Source organism: Gammaproteobacteria bacterium, assembly GCA_021648145.1.
In the GTDB taxonomy this organism is placed as follows: Bacteria; Pseudomonadota; Gammaproteobacteria; order JAADGQ01; family JAADGQ01; genus S141-38.
The window spans coordinates 13193-32004 of the sequence record JAKITI010000013.1 but is presented as its reverse complement, the minus strand read 5'-3'; the positions used below and the strand labels follow the sequence as shown (position 1 = coordinate 32004).

The following is an 18812-nucleotide window of genomic DNA, read 5'->3' as shown; positions in this document are numbered from 1 at the left end:
ACGCATAACGGATTAGAGTCCAAACTATCATTAAAGTTGCCTCTGTCTGTTTGACCCTTCTGAGGGGGCTGCGTATAGTTCGAAATTATAACCGTTTAGAGTAACAAGGATCTCCTTTTTGAAAATAAAACGCTTAGTCATGACCCCTGGTGAACCGGCAGGTATTGGCCCTGACTTATGCATTCAGGCAGCACAAAATAATTTTGACGTTGAGCTGATTGCAATAGCTGACCCTGACATGCTCGCGGCTCGCGCTGCATTGCTGAAGCTGCCTTTAAAGATCACTCCATTTGACCCAGACAAACCCGCCGAGTCACACTGCCCTGGAACGTTGAAAGTATTGCCTATACCACTTTATGAAAAAAGCGTATGTGGCTTACTCAATTCTAATAACTCTAAATATGTGCTGGAATCTATATATCGCGCTGCACAAGGCTGTATGGGTGGCATGTTTGATGCAATGGTCACGGGACCCGTACATAAGGGAATTATCAATGAAGCGGGCATTACATTCAGTGGCCATACTGAGTTTTTGGCAGAGCAATCAAATACCAAGCAAGTTGTCATGATGCTCGCCACGACTGGCCTACGTGTCACACTGGCCACCACCCATTTGCCATTAAACAAAGTCAGCCAGGCCATTACTCAGAGCAGTTTAGAGAAAACCATTAGAATTATTTATCATGATCTAAAACAATATTTCGGCTTAAATCAACCTAACATTCTAGTCTGTGGCTTAAACCCTCATGCAGGTGAAAATGGCCATATGGGTATGGAAGAGATTGAAGTCATTACACCTGTTTTAGAAAAATTACGCCTAGAAGGTTTCAACCTTGAAGGCCCACTGCCTGCGGACAGTCTGTTTACACCCCACTATATGCAACGCGCTGATAGCGTACTCGCGATGTATCATGATCAAGGGCTGCCGGTGCTCAAGCACATGGGCTTTGGTCATGCCGTGAATGTGACACTCGGCTTGCCTTTTATTCGAACCTCTGTGGATCACGGAACCGCGCTTGATTTAGCAGGAAAAGGCACAGCCAGTACAGGAAGTTTAAAGGTCGCAATTCAAACAGCCATTGAAATGATCAACCATTCGAAAACCTAAAAACAGGGCAATCCATTCACACCATGCAACACCGCGCACGCAAACGATTTGGACAAAACTTCCTTCGCGACCCGATGGTGATTCAAAAAATCATCACAGCAATCGCCCCTCAAAAAGGCCAGCATCTTGTCGAAATTGGCCCTGGTCAAGGCGCTATAACAGAGCCTCTGTTAGAGGCGATCAAGCAACTTGATGTTATAGAACTTGATCGTGACTTAATTCCTATCTTGCAGAAAAAATTCACACAATTTTCGGGCTTAAATATTCACCAAGCCGATGCCCTTGGTTTTGATTTCCGTACATTGGTTCACAATGATCAGCGGCTGCGCATTGTCGGAAATTTACCTTACAATATTTCAACACCTTTGATTTTTCATCTTTTGGAGCAGATTAATATCATTCAGGATATGCACTTTATGCTGCAAAAAGAGGTCGTTAATCGTATGGCCTCTGCACCTGGAAGTAAAAGCTATGGCCGATTAAGTGTCATGATTCAATATCACTGCCAGGTACAAGCTCTGTTTAACGTACCACCCACCTCGTTCACCCCCACTCCCAAAGTTGATTCTGCCATTGTGCGATTAGTGCCGCATAAAGTGCCACCCGTTGAAGTTGATGACAAAAGCATGTTCAAACAAGTGGTTACCCAATCTTTTGGACAACGACGAAAAACATTACGGAATAATTTAAAGACGGTATTAAGCGCTCAGCAAATCGAAGCACTTGGAATTAACCCCAGATTACGCCCAGAAGTGCTCACACTGCAACAATATGCTCAATTAAGCAATGCCGTCAGTGCTTTAGAAAGCGCCCAAAAATAATTTATTCATAAAAAAAAGCGCAACAAAATTAACTTGTTGCGCTTGTTATTTTTTACACGTTCCGATTTGAATTTAACGTTTGTAACCACGCTTTAACGTTCTTCCATCATTTTTAAAAATACGATCTTTCAAACCCACATTAACATCAACATCTTTTACTGTAAAAATGGATGCGTGGCCATTCTGGACATTTTGAACATCCACTTTTTCCCAAACCCAAGCCTTATCGATTTGTTGCCACTCGATAAACTGTTTTTTTAGCAAGTCACCTTTTACATCATAATAATCAATTCTATTTTTAACACAGCCATCAGAGCTTTCTGCTTTTTTAAACCATGAGACTCGTTTGCTATAGAGTGGTTTGCTCTCTTTAGGCGTACTTTCTACAACATAATATTCCTCACCGTTCCGCTTATCCATTCGTAGAAATGTATGCTGATCTTCATCCAGCTTTCTTAAGCTAATATCACTATAAGTCAGGTCTGACCCCATAAATGCATCACCAGGATCACGAATCGAAACTCGACGAATTTTGCGCAGTGCTGGCAAGTAAATCCATTGATCTGCATTTTTACCTGCATCCGAGTCATATGCCCAGCGCATAAAAGCAGCACCTTTGGCATCGGCTGGATACTCTGTAAAAAGTATCATTTTTTCCAGGATATTATCTTCGCCGTGGTAATCTTTCCACAACCTTAAAAATACTTTCTTTTTTTCATTACCATTTTTATTTTTCAAGATAATGGTCAATTGAGTGCGTTGATCCGCACCCGGGTATTTATAATTACATTGCTCTACGATCTGTTCGCCACTCAGCACTTTATTATCAACAACCTCTTCTGCCTGTGCAGCGACATTGCCTCCCAATAAAGCCAATAGTAAAAAAGATGAACAATATTTTATGCTATCCATACACCAAACCTCCTGAAAATTTAACAATCAAAATAACTACTTTTCTGTAAGAGACTGAAAGTCAGTAAAAAGTTTCATTAATAATAAATTAATACAAAAAACAGGACAAAAAAAAGAGAAGGTGAACCTTCTCTTTTTCAAACAAAAAACCTGATACTAGCTGGTTTTAATTAACTTCCAGCATTACCATGAGGCGCAGATGCACCTGGCAACTGAGGCGCTGCACCAAACTCAGTATTCAGATCACTCGTTGGACTCCAGTCCCATGTTTGGACAGTGAAGCTGTAATCATCAACTTTGGCATTACTTGCATCAATCACAGATTCATATGAAAAATCAGCCGCTGCAGTGCCTAATGTGCCACCCAGATCAACTGTTTGACCAATCCATACCACCGTTAATTCATCACCTGCATTCCACGTGATACCGGCATCCATCGTAGCTGCAGATCCACCTGCACTCGCTGCTGGCTTTTGTTTATAGATAAAAGACTGCTCAAATTCTGAACCTACAGTGTTATCATCAATATCCTGGACAATATCAATCTCAATACCAGAGCCACCTGCTGCACCCCAACCAGTATTTACATCTACTGTTGAAGTAAAGTCACCCTGAGCCACACTGGAGCTATTTGTAACTTGACGACTCGCAATTCCGTTAGGGCCGCCGTCTTTTACAAAATTTTCCATCCAAAAGTCTTGTGATCCCGATGCACCAGAGGCAGTTTGAGACAACTCATCGGTGATAATAGTCCAGAAATAAGTATCTGCACCAGCATTAGCTGTCATCTGAATAAACCCATCACCTGATACGATCACGGCACATGATGAAAATGTAGTCGGGCAAGGTGCGAGACCTGTTGCATTACCTGAACCATCGACACCTTGAATAATACCGTTACCATTACCATCATCGGTAAGGTACCACTGTCCATAAGTAGTGGGTGGTGCGGCCATAACCGAGTATGGCAATATAAGAGCAACCGAGCCTAATATAGACAGTGCTTTGATTTTCTTAATAAACATTATAGTAAACCTCCTACAACCTTAAATTACAAAACATTAACAAATTGGAGTTTTCCGTAACCTAAATTGGTAAATACTACGGATGTCTACATTGAGAAACTGACACCGAGCTAAGAAAATACCATACAAGAACCAAAAAAGTCAAAACTCACATTGATACAAAAATTTAATTAACAACAACCATAACAGCTTCATATTTTTATCGGCCAACACCAAAAAAGTCTTAATATCGACTGCCTACAAATACAGCGCCCAGCAATCCAACGTGGGTATTTAATACCAATCTAACCGGAATATTTTCTAATAAACCTGTCATTTTATTTTTATTATTAAACGCTTGCATAAATATATCCTGGCGCATCCAGTCAATAATTTTGGGGGCAATTCCACCTGCAATATAAAGCCCTCCCAGCGGCAATATTGTTAATGCAAAATTACCTGCTACAGCGCCATAAACCTCAACAAACAGTTTCAGTGATTTTTCAGCCAAAATATCCTGATACTCCTTTGCAAAATAAGTAATTGCGGCTGCAGGATCACTATTTTTTATTTTTTCACGTAACTCCGCACTCTCTTTTTCAGGCTCCAAATCACGTATGAAACAATAAATATTCAATAGACCCCGACCAGAACATACTGACTCAATAGAAACGCGCCCTCCTTTGTGTAGCAAATAATTAAGTAACTCGGACTGAATCAAACTGCCTGGTGCAAAGTCAGCGTGTCCGCCTTCCGCTGGCAATATACAATCTCTATTTTCATATGAGACAATCTGCCCCATTCCCAATCCAGTTCCGGCGCCGATCACGGCTTGGTGGGCACCTGGAAGTGATTTTCCTGGCTGAAGCACAAATATATCTTTCTCTTCCAGAAGAGCAACTCCATGACAAACCGCGACAAAATCATTCACTAAACAGACGGACGCGCCATTAAAAAACTGACTCAGATCAATACTATTTAAATTCCAGGGTAAATTTGTGACCTGAGCGACTTGCCCTTTAACGCCATCATAAACAGGACCTGCCACAGCAAAGCACACCGACTTAATAGACTCACGAACACCACAATCAAGTGATTTAAGAAAGGTTGCCAACAAAACATCAAAAGTGGCATAACAGGACGACTCAAAGTTTTGAGTATTAATTTCCTGACCTTGAGCAGCATCATAAATCTGCAATAATGTTTTAGTGCCTCCAATATCCCCTGCAAGAACAATCACTTTAGTTACAACCGTTCTGCTGCGGCCTGATCAATCAACCACAGTTGCCGTTGGCTCTTAATCTGCTGTACTGGGTAAACCGTTTTATTCATCGCCCCCCCCAATATTTGACCGATAATTTCAGCTTTATTGTGGCCTGCCACCAGAAACAGTAGTTGCCTGGCCTGATTTAATACAGGAAACGTCAAACTCACTCTCCACGTTTGTTTCTCTTTCACATACACAGCCCCAACCAGCGCCTTGGTTTCATGTAAAATATCTGTTTTTGGAAACAGTGAAGCCGTATGTCCATCAGGCCCAATTCCCAGTAAAATCAAGTCAAACTCAACCTGACCATGCTCATCTGAAGGCAGACAGGTACGGAGCAACTCCTCATAAGCCGCCGCCGCATGGTGCACATCACTGCACTCTGCTTCAATACGATGAATGTGTGCCTCAGGAATTGGCACATGGTTTAATAATGCCTCACATGCCATCCCATAGTTACTCTCATCATCGTCAGGTAACACACTACGCTCATCCCCGAAATAGATATATACATTATCCCATGGAATCACTTCAGCATACTCGGGCATTGCTAGAAGCTCATAGAGTGCTTGAGGCGTAGAGCCTCCCGCAAGAGCCACATGAAAAGCACCCTGCCTGGCAACTGCTTGACGCGCTAAGCTTAAAAAGAGATCCGCCGCCGCCTGATTAAGAGCCTGCAATTCTGAATATTTTTTTATTTCCATTTCTGTTTTTCCCTGGCAATAATTTCAAACTTCGATAAAACCCACCAAGCTTTTATCGTATTACAAAATAAAAAAGTTTATAAGCTTATCGCATGGCATGTCGATATTAATCATTATAAGCAAAAAAACTTGATCAGGAAAACTGTTAACGATGGAGATATTGGCGGCCAAAAAACGCTTTATGGCATTAAACCGTGCGCGTTTGGTACGTGCCAATGCCTGCCTGAGCCGCAAACAACAATCTTTTCTCGATATTTTACCTTTACTTTTCCACACCAACCATCCAGCCTTTCCTGGTTTTATATCGAAATCCACACCCAAAGGCATTTCTGATTATAATCCCACAAAAAAAACGCTTGATATCGCAAAAAATATAGCTCGAAGTTTTGACTATAAAAAAAGAGCGTTGTCCCATTATGAAATCCATTCACTTTTTCTGATGGGTAGCAGTGGCACAGTCGCCTATTCAAAAAAAAGTGATTTCGATATCTGGATTTGCCACAGCCACGAAATCAAAGCCGACAAACTGGATGAGTTACAAAAAAAAGCCAAAGCACTCGAAGAATGGGCCATTACATTTGACCTTGATGTACACTTTTTTCTGGTCGAACCTCAAGCTTTTCGCCAAGGTCGCACCGAACAGCTTTCATCCGAGAGCAGTGGCAGCGCCCAATATCACCTATTGTTAGAAGAGTTTTATCGTACTAGCCTGCTCCTGGCAGGTCTCTATCCTATTTGGTGGCTCATCCCACCAAATAAAGAGCATGAATATGACAAGCATGTAGAGCACCTGATAAAGCAAAGATTTATTACCAAAAATGAGTGTATTGACCTAGGGGGCGTTAACAGTATTCCATCGGAAGAATTTTTTGGAGCGACGCTATGGCAACTGTATAAGGGAATTGATTCACCCTACAAGTCCGTCCTCAAAATTTTATTAATGGAAACCTATGCCAGCGAATACCCCAATATTGATCTTCTTTCCGTGCGATTTAAAAACGCAATTTACAACGGAGTGATACAACTTGATGAGCTTGACCCTTATGTCATTTTAATCAACAAAATTGAAGAGTACCTCAGTCAGCGTGGAGAAAAGGAACGATTACAACTTGCCCGTCGCTGCTTTTATTTTAAAGCCAACGAACAGTTAAGTCGCACCACTCCATCCAAACAAGAGAGCTGGCGATACCAACTGCTACATAACCTAGTCACGGCATGGGGCTGGACACCACAAGAGATCAAGACGCTTGATGAACGAAATACCTGGAAAGTCACAAAAGTTCAGGAGGAACGTGAAATCCTTGTAGGCGAACTCACCCATAGCTATCAGTTCCTTTCCGAGTTCGCACGCAAACACGCACAAGAGACCCATATCAGCCAACAGGATATGACTATTCTTGGGCGCAAGCTGTATGCGGCATTTGAGCGTAAAGCGGGGAAAATAGAAATAATCAATCAGGGCATTGCTCCCAATCTAAAGGAGAGCCAATTAAGTTTTTGCCAAACCAGTGGAAAAAACCGGCAATCACAATGGCTGCTTTTCAGAGGTCAAATTACCGCTACAGAAATTGAAATTACCCAACCACTAAAACGAGGGCGAAATCTTTTTGAACTGATAAGTTGGTGTTTTTTCAATCGCTTACTGGATACCCAAACCGATATATCGCTCAACGCCTCTAACAGCTCGCTAACAACTAAAGAGTTACGATTCATTGTCAGCGCATTTGAAGAGCACTATACCAACAATGCATTAACAAGCGCTTCTTTTGAAGAGCTGGCTCAACCCGCAAAAATAACGAAATCACTTTTATTTATCAATCTGGGCATTGACCCAATGGAATCACGCACACGCGAAGGCATTCACCTAACCAGCAATCGAACGGACTCACTGAGTTATGGCGGACTTCATGAAAATTTAGCCCTTCATTTTGATCAAGTCATTCTGACAAGCTGGAAAGAAGTTCTGATCACCTCCCACCGCACAAAAGAGTCAGGTTTGCTGGAGAGCTTATGTCAATATATTAGCCAGGGAGTTCCCTCAAAAAAAGAGACTCCGCCTTCAATCGCAACCTATTGCTTCACACCCACAAGAGGTGTCGCCATCAGTCAGCGAATCAAGAGTTTGTTTGATGATGTCGTTCAATGTTTTTATGGCCCGCAAGCTCAGATTGCACGTTATTTACTCATTATCAGTCAAACCTACTATGTACTCAAACTCAAAAATAACACTCTGCAATATAAAGAATTAGACGAGCCTAAGGCATTACTGCCATTTCTTGAGAAAGAATCCAGTCAATTCAGCCCTGTTGTTTTTGATAGGCACGTACTCTCAAACAGCCCGTTACCTCTCCTATACCGGTTTAACGAACCCGGTACGATACAGCTATTTTTCCAAGAAAATGGGGGTGAAATTACCGTATTTATTCTGGACGAACGAGGCAGCCTATACCAACAGCATGAAAGTTATTACAGCCTTAAAAGTATGTTGTGCCAATATAAACTGTTTATTGACTCTGTTATTGACCGACAACGTTTTCAGTATTCTGAGAATGAAATTGAAGATATCGCAACCACATTAAAATGCTACCAAATAAACAACAAACGCAAAGAAAATAAATTTAAGCTCACCCCACGAAACATCAGCCATTTAAACCGTGCCCAAGGCTATTTCAATATGCAGGTTATTGTTGAAGCGGATGAGCAAAACCAGCCAATATTTACCTTTTATTGTGATGGACAAGAGTTCAGCTCACTGGAATTTGGTCAATCTCTGTATGACAAAGTCGCCGCTTACGTACTTGAAAAGCGCCAAAGTGGCCTTGCCTACCCTATCTATATTACCGATTTAGATGTCCCCAGATCACTGCTCGGTGGACAGGCTGAATATGCCCAGACCATTCACTTTCTAAACTACAAAAAACAGGTTGAAAGCAAACTCAACGAAGCACTGGAGCTGCTTGCCACACCCCCTGACCTTCAGCAACCATAATTTTCAATTTACCTAACAGGAAACCGGAGGCAGGGCGAAGTCGTTTAGAGTGAGGTATATTCCCGCTTGATATATTCCAATGCAATGCGTATATTTGTAGAACGTACTACAAATGGTTATGCGCATGCAACAGATGATAAACATTCGAGAAGTGAACCAGCACCTTTCTGAATATATTCGCTTGCTTGAATCTGGTAACGAAATTGTAATTACCAAACACGGAAAGGCAGTCGCTAAACTTGTTCCTATTGCTGAAACCAAGACGTTAAGTAACAAGCAGCAAGAAGCGTTGCAACGATTGCGTGGACAATTAAAAGATGGCTATCACCTTGGCGGTAAAGGCATCAATCGAAATGCATTGTATGAGCGTTGATCGAATTACGCTGGATGCAAATATCCTTATTTATGCTATTGACAAGGATGCCAATTGCAAACAAGAACAAGCCGTTGAATTAATAGAAAAATGCGCACGAACTTGCGATTGTGTTTTGACATCACAAACTCTGGCCGAGTTTTATTTTGCCGCCACCCGCAAAGGAAAAGTCTCAACTTCTGAGGCAAAGCAACAGATTGCCGATTGGCAGCTATTATTTCCGACAATACTGCCATCAATCCGCACCGTAAACTATGCAATGAATGCAGTAGAAGAACACTCGCTGTCGTTTTGGGATGCGATGCTATGGTCTGTAGCAAATGAAAACGCTGTAAAACGATTATATTCTGAAGATTTTCAACCAGGTGTAGTTCTTAAAGGAGTGGAATTTATAAATCCTTTTTTATGACTGGTGTAAGTTTGTAGGTAATTTCCAATTTGCCTAATGACCGCTCAAATCGTAGCATAAACATTTTTCGAGAAAAATCATAAAGAACTATGTCAACAAATACCATCAAAATCGCCACACGCAAAAGTCCCTTGGCACTCTGGCAAGCAGAGCATGTGAAAGCACACCTTATACAAGCACACCCTGAGCTACAAGTGGAGCTTCTGGCAATGAGCACTCAAGGCGATAAAATTCTTGATAGCCCTTTAGCCAAGATTGGGGGCAAAGGACTTTTCGTTAAAGAGTTAGAGCAAAGCATGCTAGAGGGCCACGCAGACATTGCGGTGCACTCTATGAAAGATGTGCCCGTAGAACTTCCTGATGGCCTGCATCTGCCCGTGGTTTGTGAGCGTGAAGATCCTCATGATGCTTTTGTTTCCAACCATTACGCTAACCTTGATGAACTGCCCCAGGGTTCACGTGTAGGCACATCCAGCCTGCGCCGCCAATGCCAATTACAAGCACGCCGTCCCGACCTGAAAATTCTTGATCTACGTGGCAATGTGAATACACGGCTCGCCAAGCTCGACCGTGGTGATTACGATGCCATTATACTCGCTGCCGCCGGGCTGATCCGCCTGGAGTTTGAAAATAGAATCACTTACCGACTCACCAGCGAAGAGAGTCTGCCTGCCATTGGCCAAGGGGCTGTTGGCATTGAATGCAGAGTGGATGATGTTCGTATCAATCAACTGATCGCTGCACTGAACCATAGTGACACACACACGCGAATTATTGCAGAGCGTGCCATGAACCATCGCCTTGAAGGTGGATGCCAAGTGCCTATTGCAGGGTTTGCAGAGCTGGAAAGTGGGCGACTTAAAATGCGTGGACTTGTCGGCCAACCGGATGGCTCAACCCTATTTCGGGCAATGATCGAAGGCCCAGCCACAGATGCGGCCAGGCTCGGTGTAGCGTTAGCTGATGACCTGCTCTCTCAAGGTGCGGGGGATATTTTAAAATCTCTTTATAATAATGGGTAAAAAACCTGATTTGAAAGGGCTGAAAGTGTTAATCACACGCCCCATCCATCAGGCAGAAACCATGTGTCATTTAATAGAGTTACATGGAGGTGTTGCTCACCGGTTCCCAGTACTGGAGATTTTACCTGTAAAAAATGCTAAAGCTGTTCACAACACAATATCGCATCTTGATGACTTTGATATTGCAATATTTATCAGCCCGAATGCTGTCACTTATACCTGTCAATTGACTCAACATCCGCGACAAGCATTCGAATTTATCCAGTTAGCCGCCGTTGGCAAGGGTACGCAAAGAGCCCTTTTGAAATTTGGCTTAAACACCCATATTTCACCCACTGACGAATATCACAGCGAAGCGCTACTAGCGACTTCAGCACTCCAGTCAGTCACAGGGAGAAAAATTATTATTTTCCGTGGAGAGGGGGGACGAACACTGATCGCAGATACTTTGCGTCAACGCGGCGCATGGGTAGAGTATATGGAAGTTTATCGGCGCAGCCAGCCCACAGGAAATACACATTGCTTGCTTGACCTAAAAATAGATATGATAGTGATCACCAGCAATGAAAGTTTGCATAATATTTTCAATATGACACTAGAGAGTGACAAAGCATGGCTGCTGAATAAGCCGCTTGTTGTTTTCAGTCAAAGAACCGCCAAACTGGTACAGTCACTTGGGTTTACACACCCAGCCAGAGTAACAAGAATTGCGAGTGATGAAGGACTTCTTGAAACATTAAGTCACGAATGACAGAATAAGACACAGGGACAGCAATAAACAAGGCATCATTATGAATAACCATAAAGAAAAAGCAAAAAAACCAAATACACCGCCACAAAAGTCATCCGCCCAAACACCCGAACACACACCCGTACCACCCAACAAATCTGAAACAACGACACCGCAAGAAAAAAAATCGGAAAAAAAACAAGTAAAGTCGAGTCCTCCTAAAGTCGCTGCCAAGGCTGATACAAAAACCAAAAGCCAATCTGAAAGTAAAAGCAGCAATAGTGGGCGCATTATTGGCCTATTGGCACTGCTCGTAGCGCTTGCTGTAGCTGTGATCTGTTACCTTCTATGGCAACAGCTCACAATGGTCAGCACCCAACTAAGTGAAACAAAAGATATTGCCCAAAGTGCCAACAACACGGTAACCCATGCCGCATCTCAATCAATCGAGAGACAAGGTGCCATCACACAAATACAGAGTCAGGTGCAAACGCTGGAAAACAAGCTATCCCAATCTGCGGAAGCTGAGCAGAGACTCAAACAACAGCAAGAAGCACTGAAAAACCAGCAACAAGCCATTCAAACGTCTGTAAACAACTTACAAACAGCTACGAATAACAATAGCAACCCATCGGGCTGGAATGTTTCTGAAGCCCTATATCTGATCAACATTGCTCATCACAGGCTTAATCTGGAAGGTGATATTGATACTGCCATTGCAGCACTCAAAGCGGCTGACTTACGACTTAAACAAACAGGCGACCCAAGTTTGCTTGATGCCCGCCGGATACTCTCCAATGAAATTAATGCGCTTAAATCAGTCGACCTCCCGGATATCAATGGTATTGCTCTATCATTGACGAGCCTGGAGAAAGGTGCCGAATCACTCATCATTCCAGACATAGGGCCCTCAGACACATTTAAACCTCACATTAGCATTGAAAATAATGCCAATAGTGATTGGAAAACAACCATCAGCTCAATCTGGGGCGAAGTTAAAAGCCTGGTTTCGGTGCGCCGTGATGATGAAAGTTCCAGCCCCCCTTCACTGGCACCCGACCAACGTTTTTATCTGCGCCAGAACTTGCGCTTCAAACTGGAGGCTGCACGTATCGCACTCTTACGCAAAGATACTGCCGCTTTTCGTCAAAATTTGAGTGTTGCACGCGACTGGATTCAAAATTACTTTATTAATGATAATGCCGCCGCTAAAAATATTCTGGATTCGCTGGATCAAATGCAAAACATTGAATTAAAACCCGCGCTTCCTGATATTTCAACTTCCCATAAAATGCTGCGTGCCCTGAACAGAAAACAACAAACCACCTCAACCAATAAAAATCACGGGGAGGCTGCGTAAATGAAAATTCTGCTCTACATTGCTATTGCCCTCACTGCGGCAGTTGGTGTGACCTGGATTCTCTCCGATGGCCCTGGATATGTACGTATTGATATCCATTCATGGGTCATTGAAACCTCCTTTGCCGTCTTTTCAGTACTCCTTCTCGCTCTATTCACCACTGGCTATTTACTAATTCGTTTCATCAGCGGCACACTCCATATGCCTGAAAAAATGAACCAATGGTATAAAAAGCGTAAAACCAAAAAATCACAAAAACAGACAACCGAAGGGTTAATTGCATTAACAGAAGGCCAATGGAGCAAAGCTGAAAAATTATTAACCACAGGCGCTCGCAACAGCAAAACACCTCAACTTAATTTTTTAGGTGCCGCGCAAGCCGCAAAAGCCAAAGGCTTATCATCCCGTCAAGAAAGTTATCTGGATAAAGCTCAGGATTGCGATGAAAACAGGGGTGCAGCAGCGGGCATTAGCCAGGCGCAGCTCAATATCCAGCAGCAAGAGTATGAACCTGCCCTGACGACATTACTGGAACTAAAACAATCTTTTCCCAAACATCCACGCGTATTAAAGTTACTGGCAACACTCTATATCGAAACAGGCCAATGGGATAATGCATTAGCACTCGTCCCACAACTCAAAAAACACGAGTCATTTGAACCTAACGAGCTTGCTGTACTGGAAACTGACATTTGGCGCCATTTGCTGGAAAATGCAGCACACCAAGGCCTCAGAAAGCTCCATGATGTATGGAATCAAATACCCTCCCGCCTGCATCAGCAAGAAGATCTTGTTTTTGTTTACTCACATCGCCTCGGTGCGCTTGACGCGGGTCATGAAGCGGAAACACTGTTGCGTAAAAACCTGCGTAACCACTGGAGTATTACACTGATGTATGCCTATGGTTTTGCCGAAGGCGCAAACCCTGAAAAACAGCTTAAATATGCTGAAAGCTGGTTATCCAAACACCCAGACGATGCCACACTGTTTTTAACACTGGGTCGACTGAGCTTGAAAACCAAAGCGCCTGAACAAGCCCTCAATTATTTTTACTCCAGCCTCAAGGTTGATGAACGCCCTGAAACTTATCAGGAGATAGGTAATCTCCTGCTCCAGCAAATGGGCAAAAATGCAGAAGCACTCGAATGCTTCAGAAAAGGCCTGGCACTCACAACTCGTACCGTTGCACAACCTGAAGTATTTACCCCTGAGGAGCCTGTATTACAGAAACCTTATCAGACGCTTCTTCCCCAGGCCTGATTCCACCAAGGAACGGATTAACAAATAAAGTGACAAACAGTGGTCAATGATCAGTTCTTTCGGAGTAAATATGACGCTTTTGAGACATTCCAGTACTATTTTTTTGGCTTTGACTCTTCTGGCCAACTCTCCACTTTGGAGCGCCGAATTCATTGTTAACGACACAATCGATGCCGTTGATTCTGACCTTGAAGATGGCGTGTGCAATAGCAACCCTTGGTCCGGTACCCAATTAAAAACACACAAAGATTCCGCCGAAGAGCTAGTCACATGGAAAAATAATGCAAAGTGCACATTACGGGCAGCCATTCAGGAAGCCAATATTGGTTTTGAAAAAGATACCATCATTATCCCCCCCGGAATATACACCCTGACATTAAAAGCGGCTGAAAATGATGAGGCCGAAAATATAGCAGGGCAACTACTGCCCATACGAATAGCCAATGCAACAGGGGGTGACCTTGATATTGTTTCCAGCCTGGAAGTCAAAAAAAGTGATGAGGCGGGCGAAGTTATTCTCGATGGCGCAGAGAAGTTTCGTTTTTTTGATATACAGTTAAGAATGGAGACCGACAAAGATTTCAGAACGCCTGAAATCACACTATCAGATCTTAAATTTATAAATGGCGCAGCCACCACACATGGGGGTGCAATTCAATGCTCATGCAACTTAACCCTCAGCAACATTCAATTTGAAAACAATAGAAGCAACGGACATGGCGGTGCACTATTCAACTACTCCACTCTAACCAGCTTAACAAATGTTACTTTTACCGATAATGAAGCCGATGGACTTGGAGGTGCTTTATATAGCGAAGGTTTAAATAGAGAGTTCACCATTCAAGATGCAGTTTTCACACAAAACACAAGTAAATCCAGTGGTGGAGCTGTTTATGTGAATGGCAATACACTGCTCATCGAAAACAGTCAATTTAATCGCAATATCGGCAAGGAGGGTGGCGCACTCTTTATTTACCAAGCCAAGAGCACGCTCAGCAACCTGACGATAGAAAACAACTTCAGCCAAACTAATGGCGGCGGTATCTATCAAAAAGAGGGCGAACTTGAGATCAATAAAAAAACGATTATTAGTAACAACAAAAGTGACTTAGCAGGCGCTGGGCTCTATATTAACCTAGGCACACTCACTATAAATAAAGACATTGAAATCGTTCCCGAGCCTGTTTTAATCGAAAACAATGAAAGTAAAACCTCTGGGGGCGCACTCTACCTATATAGCAACAAAACACCTGCCGGTATTTTTATTCAGCCCACAGCGAATATCAATCATGCCGTACTCAATAATAATAGCGCACTGGGCTCAAGTGGTGGAGCGATCCACGCCTCAGCCAGAATCACTCTTAACAGTGTCAATATCACTAACAATGACAGTAAAATAAATGGCGCCGGTATTTTTTTAAATAATGAAAGTACCCTTACTTGGCAAGAAGGCGAACTTAAAAATAATAAAAGCAGCAATAATGGTGGTGGGCTTTATATAGTGACCCGCAGTAGTGCTGATTTAACTGCTGTCACCATTGAAAACAACTGGGCTGACAATGGTGCTGGCATTTATTCTGCTAGCAATGGTCTGTTACGTATCACCGACAGCCAGATACTCGAAAATAAAGGCAACAAAGCAGGTGAAGGTTTCGGTGCGGGTATTTTTCTAGAAAGCGCTATTGCGATGATTTTTGGCACCACATTTGATGGCAACGGTACGAGCACTGATAACAGCGGCACAATTGCAAAAGGGGGAGCCATTATTTCAGCCAGTTCCGACCTCTACATTCGTGACACTCTCTTTGAAAATAACCGTGCCGTCACAGGTGGAGCCATCAATTCACTCAAAACACAAAATAATTTTGATGGGCGAACAACACTCAATAAAGTCACACTGAAACAGAACCGCAGTACATTGTATGGTGGTGCAATCTATCACGAAAGAGACAACCAGCTGACACTCATCAATTCAAGCGTCACAGACAACAGCTCAGTCAAGCATGGCGGTGGTATCAGTGCCTTAGGACCCGTAACAATCACCTATTCCACCATTAATGATAATCACTCTGAAGATGGTGGAGGGCTATACAATCAATCCAGTATTTTAATCGAAAACAGCACCATAAGTGGCAACAGTGCCAACGCATCTGGCGGCGGCATCTATAATGCAGCAAGCGATTTAGCAAACATAACCCTGAACAATACCACTCTGGCATTCAACAGCGCCAGCACAACAGGAAGCAACCTTTTTGCAGATGATACCCCTGCCGGTGAAACACTCAAGCACGGCATAATCAGCATTGAAAACAGCATTATAAGCAACCCGATATCAGGGACTAACTGCACAGGCAACAGTGCAGCAATCATCAGCAAAGGCTATAATTTGAGTGATGATGCCAGCTGTTATTTCACACAAGAGAGTGATCAAAGTGAAACATCACCACTGCTTGAAGCCACTCTGAGCTCTACAGAAAACAGCACTCAGTATCACGCTTTGACCGACAATAGCCCTGCCATCAGCAAAGCTAACAGCACAACCTGCACCATTGCCGATCAACGCTATCACGAACGCTCTGAAAGCACATGTGACATAGGTGCGTATGAATCAAGTAGCAGCCGAATCAACACTGGTGTTATTCAATTTCAACAAAATATTTACCAGCGTAGCGAGCAATCTGAAACGGCTGAAATCACGGTAACACGCACAGGCAGCAGCCAGGGTCAGGTCTCTATTGAGCTTTTTGATATGCGTAATGGCACAGCATCAGAAGCCACCACACTTCCCGCCAACCCAACAGGCTTCAAAGATTACCTGCGCCTGACTACTTCACTGGGTGAGTCAACCGGCACGCAAACAATATTAAGCCAGTTCACTCGTAAACTGGAGTGGCAAGATGGTGATGCTGAACCCATTAGTTTCAAAATCAAGCTGGCCAATGATACTCACAATGAAGGCACTGAAACGATCAACCTGGGTTTGAGAAACCCAACGAATGGCGCTGTATTGGGCGAAAATAGTGAAACAGTTCTCGAGATTCTGGATGATGATACTGACGCGGGCTTATTTGCTTTCGAAAAAAGCAGTTATATCGTAACCGAAGGCTCAGAACTCACCATCAAAGTCATACGCACCAACGGAACTCAAGGTGAAGTCAGTGTTGACTACGAAACTGTTGTAGATGACGGCAAGAACTGCGAAGGAGACAACCGCAAAGGAACACTCATCCCCGCAACAGAAGGCGAAGATTATGAGACCGTCTCCGGAACGTTCACTTTTGCAGAGGGAGAAAAAGAAAAAACATTCACCGTCAAAACACTTGCCGAATCTTTAAGTGAAAAAGATGAAACGATCAAGCTTATCCTTAAAAACCCGACCAATGGCTCCAGCCTTCATGGAATAAACTGCACCTCTGTGATTTTTATTGATGACAGCCACCCTGGCGAGTTCCGATTCGAAAAAACAGAATTCACCATTAAAGAAAATAACAATGATAACGCAAAAATTTTAGTCGAACGCCTAGATAGCTTTAACGGTGAAGTCACCATCGACTACAATTTAACCGCAGGCACTGCAACTGCGGGCGAAGACTATCAAGATATATCAGGAACACTGCACTTTTCAGAGGGTGAAAAGAGTACGTCATTTATTATTCCAATTCTTGATAATTCAACATTTGAAGCCCAAAATGAAACGTTGACAATCAACTTACTCAACCCCAAATCACTCACCATTCCAGACTTTCCAGTACTTTTCACCAACCAAACCACCACAGCAAGCGCAACACTAACCATAGAAGATAATGATATTGAAGGTTACACCCCTGGTATATTCAGCTTCACGGGTGTTTCATCCAGTACTTTTAACACTTCAACCCTAACGGGAAGTATTGATGAGAGGTTTAGTAGTACGTGGGATCCAGTAAAAAAAGAGTGGGCATTAAATGAAGGGTTTGACAAAGAGACCAGTGATATCACATTAACTGTGACCCGAACTGAAGGTAGTGACAGTGAGGTTATCATCAGATATACAGTCCTTGGCGGCACTGCGACCGAGGGCCAGCACTTCAAAGCCTACGATACAACAATAACTTTTGCCAAGGGTGAAACGGGTAGTAAAATTTTCGCCTTCTCCGTATACGACGACCCTTTTTGGTCAGAAGATAAAACAGTTATACTGGGCTTGTATTTAGAATCAGAAGGTGGCCCTGACAGCTTTACAGCCACAAAGGAGAACCCTAAACCACCTCAAACAGCTGCATTAGGCGAACCCATAACACTCACCCTCATAAATAATGATCCCAAACCGGAAGACCCAGGTGAATTTGCCTTCAACGTGGCCTCATACTCAGCATCTGAAGCAAGTGGTAGCGTTGAAGTAAAGGTTTTACGCAGTGGGGGTACTGAAGGGACTGTTCGAGTTGAACTGAGCACCGTATCACTTGATGGTAAAGATAATGAAGGTAACCTCATCGAAAAAAATGCAGCCACTCCACATGTTGATTTTACTCCGCGTGAAAATATTCCCATCGCATTTAAAACGGGAGAAGCTTCTAAAACCATTAATATCACCATTTTGGAAGATGAAAATGAGAAAGAATCAGAAGAAATTTTCCAGCTAGAACTCAAAAACCCACAAGGGGGGGCGACACTGGCACCCCGCCGTACAGTAGCCACTGTAAAAATTAAAGAAGCGACCCAAGAAAATGACAGCGACAGTACAAAAAAACTTCCTGGCGGCTCTGATGCATACAGTGGCACAGGAGCTCTGAACCCTTGGATATTATTCTATTTATTTGCACTATTCAGCATCCGTTTCACAGCCAAAAAATATACCAATAAAATCATCTAAT

Annotated in this window: 14 protein-coding genes; 10 read left to right on the top strand and 4 right to left on the bottom strand. The window is 43.1% G+C overall.

Annotated features, from left to right (window positions below; genetic code table 11):
* Nucleotides 1-139: 139 nt before the first annotated feature.
* Complete coding sequence (gene pdxA, locus L3J70_09235; GenBank protein ID MCF6236534.1) at nt 140-1108, top strand: 4-hydroxythreonine-4-phosphate dehydrogenase PdxA; 969 nt, start codon at nt 140-142, stop codon at nt 1106-1108.
* A 23-nt stretch (nt 1109-1131) separates the two neighbouring features.
* A complete protein-coding gene (rsmA, locus tag L3J70_09230; GenBank protein MCF6236533.1) occupies nt 1132-1929 on the top strand; it encodes a 16S rRNA (adenine(1518)-N(6)/adenine(1519)-N(6))-dimethyltransferase RsmA in 798 nt (265 codons plus the stop codon).
* Nucleotides 1930-2001: 72 nt separating this feature from the next.
* Here rsmA and L3J70_09225 read toward each other — a convergent pair whose 3' ends face one another.
* From L3J70_09225 to pgl, 4 genes are all read right to left on the bottom strand, one after another.
* Nucleotides 2002-2841, bottom strand: a complete 840-nt coding sequence (locus tag L3J70_09225) for an outer membrane lipoprotein-sorting protein (GenBank protein MCF6236532.1) — start codon at nt 2839-2841, stop codon at nt 2002-2004.
* 170 nt (nt 2842-3011) lie between these two features.
* Entirely contained in the window at nt 3012-3866 is an 855-nt protein-coding gene (locus tag L3J70_09220; protein MCF6236531.1) for a hypothetical protein, read from the bottom strand.
* A 223-nt stretch (nt 3867-4089) separates the two neighbouring features.
* Complete coding sequence (gene glk, locus L3J70_09215; GenBank protein MCF6236530.1) at nt 4090-5085, bottom strand: glucokinase; 996 nt, start codon at nt 5083-5085, stop codon at nt 4090-4092.
* A gap of 5 nt (nt 5086-5090) precedes the next feature.
* Nucleotides 5091-5816, bottom strand: a complete 726-nt coding sequence (gene pgl / locus L3J70_09210; GenBank protein MCF6236529.1) for a 6-phosphogluconolactonase — start codon at nt 5814-5816, stop codon at nt 5091-5093.
* Nucleotides 5817-5967: 151 nt separating this feature from the next.
* Here pgl and L3J70_09205 point away from each other — a divergent pair, with 151 nt between their 5' ends.
* The 8 genes from L3J70_09205 (at nt 5968) to L3J70_09170 (ending at nt 18811) form a co-directional block, all read left to right on the top strand.
* Nucleotides 5968-8805, top strand: coding sequence for a class I adenylate cyclase (locus L3J70_09205; GenBank protein ID MCF6236528.1), 2838 nt, complete (start codon nt 5968-5970; stop codon nt 8803-8805).
* 124 nt (nt 8806-8929) lie between these two features.
* Nucleotides 8930-9178, top strand: coding sequence for a type II toxin-antitoxin system prevent-host-death family antitoxin (locus L3J70_09200; GenBank protein MCF6236527.1), 249 nt, complete (start codon nt 8930-8932; stop codon nt 9176-9178).
* Nucleotides 9168-9587, top strand: coding sequence for a PIN domain-containing protein (locus tag L3J70_09195; protein ID MCF6236526.1), 420 nt, complete (start codon nt 9168-9170; stop codon nt 9585-9587). Before L3J70_09200 ends, L3J70_09195 begins: the two co-directional genes overlap by 11 nt.
* Before the next feature lie 89 nt (nt 9588-9676).
* The gene (hemC, locus tag L3J70_09190) at nt 9677-10609 is read left to right on the top strand and encodes a hydroxymethylbilane synthase (GenBank protein ID MCF6236525.1); all 933 of its coding nucleotides are present in this window, start codon (nt 9677-9679) and stop codon (nt 10607-10609) included.
* Nucleotides 10602-11360 (top strand): uroporphyrinogen-III synthase, encoded by a 759-nt coding sequence (locus L3J70_09185; protein ID MCF6236524.1) that lies wholly within the window; start codon nt 10602-10604, stop codon nt 11358-11360. Before hemC ends, L3J70_09185 begins: the two co-directional genes overlap by 8 nt.
* Nucleotides 11361-11400: 40 nt before the next feature.
* Entirely contained in the window at nt 11401-12699 is a 1299-nt protein-coding gene (locus tag L3J70_09180) for a uroporphyrinogen-III C-methyltransferase (protein MCF6236523.1), read from the top strand.
* Nucleotides 12700-13959 (top strand): hypothetical protein, encoded by a 1260-nt coding sequence (locus L3J70_09175; protein ID MCF6236522.1) that lies wholly within the window; start codon nt 12700-12702, stop codon nt 13957-13959.
* A 70-nt stretch (nt 13960-14029) separates the two neighbouring features.
* The gene (locus tag L3J70_09170; GenBank protein MCF6236521.1) at nt 14030-18811 is read left to right on the top strand and encodes a hypothetical protein; all 4782 of its coding nucleotides are present in this window, start codon (nt 14030-14032) and stop codon (nt 18809-18811) included.
* Nucleotide 18812: the final 1 nt, after the last annotated feature.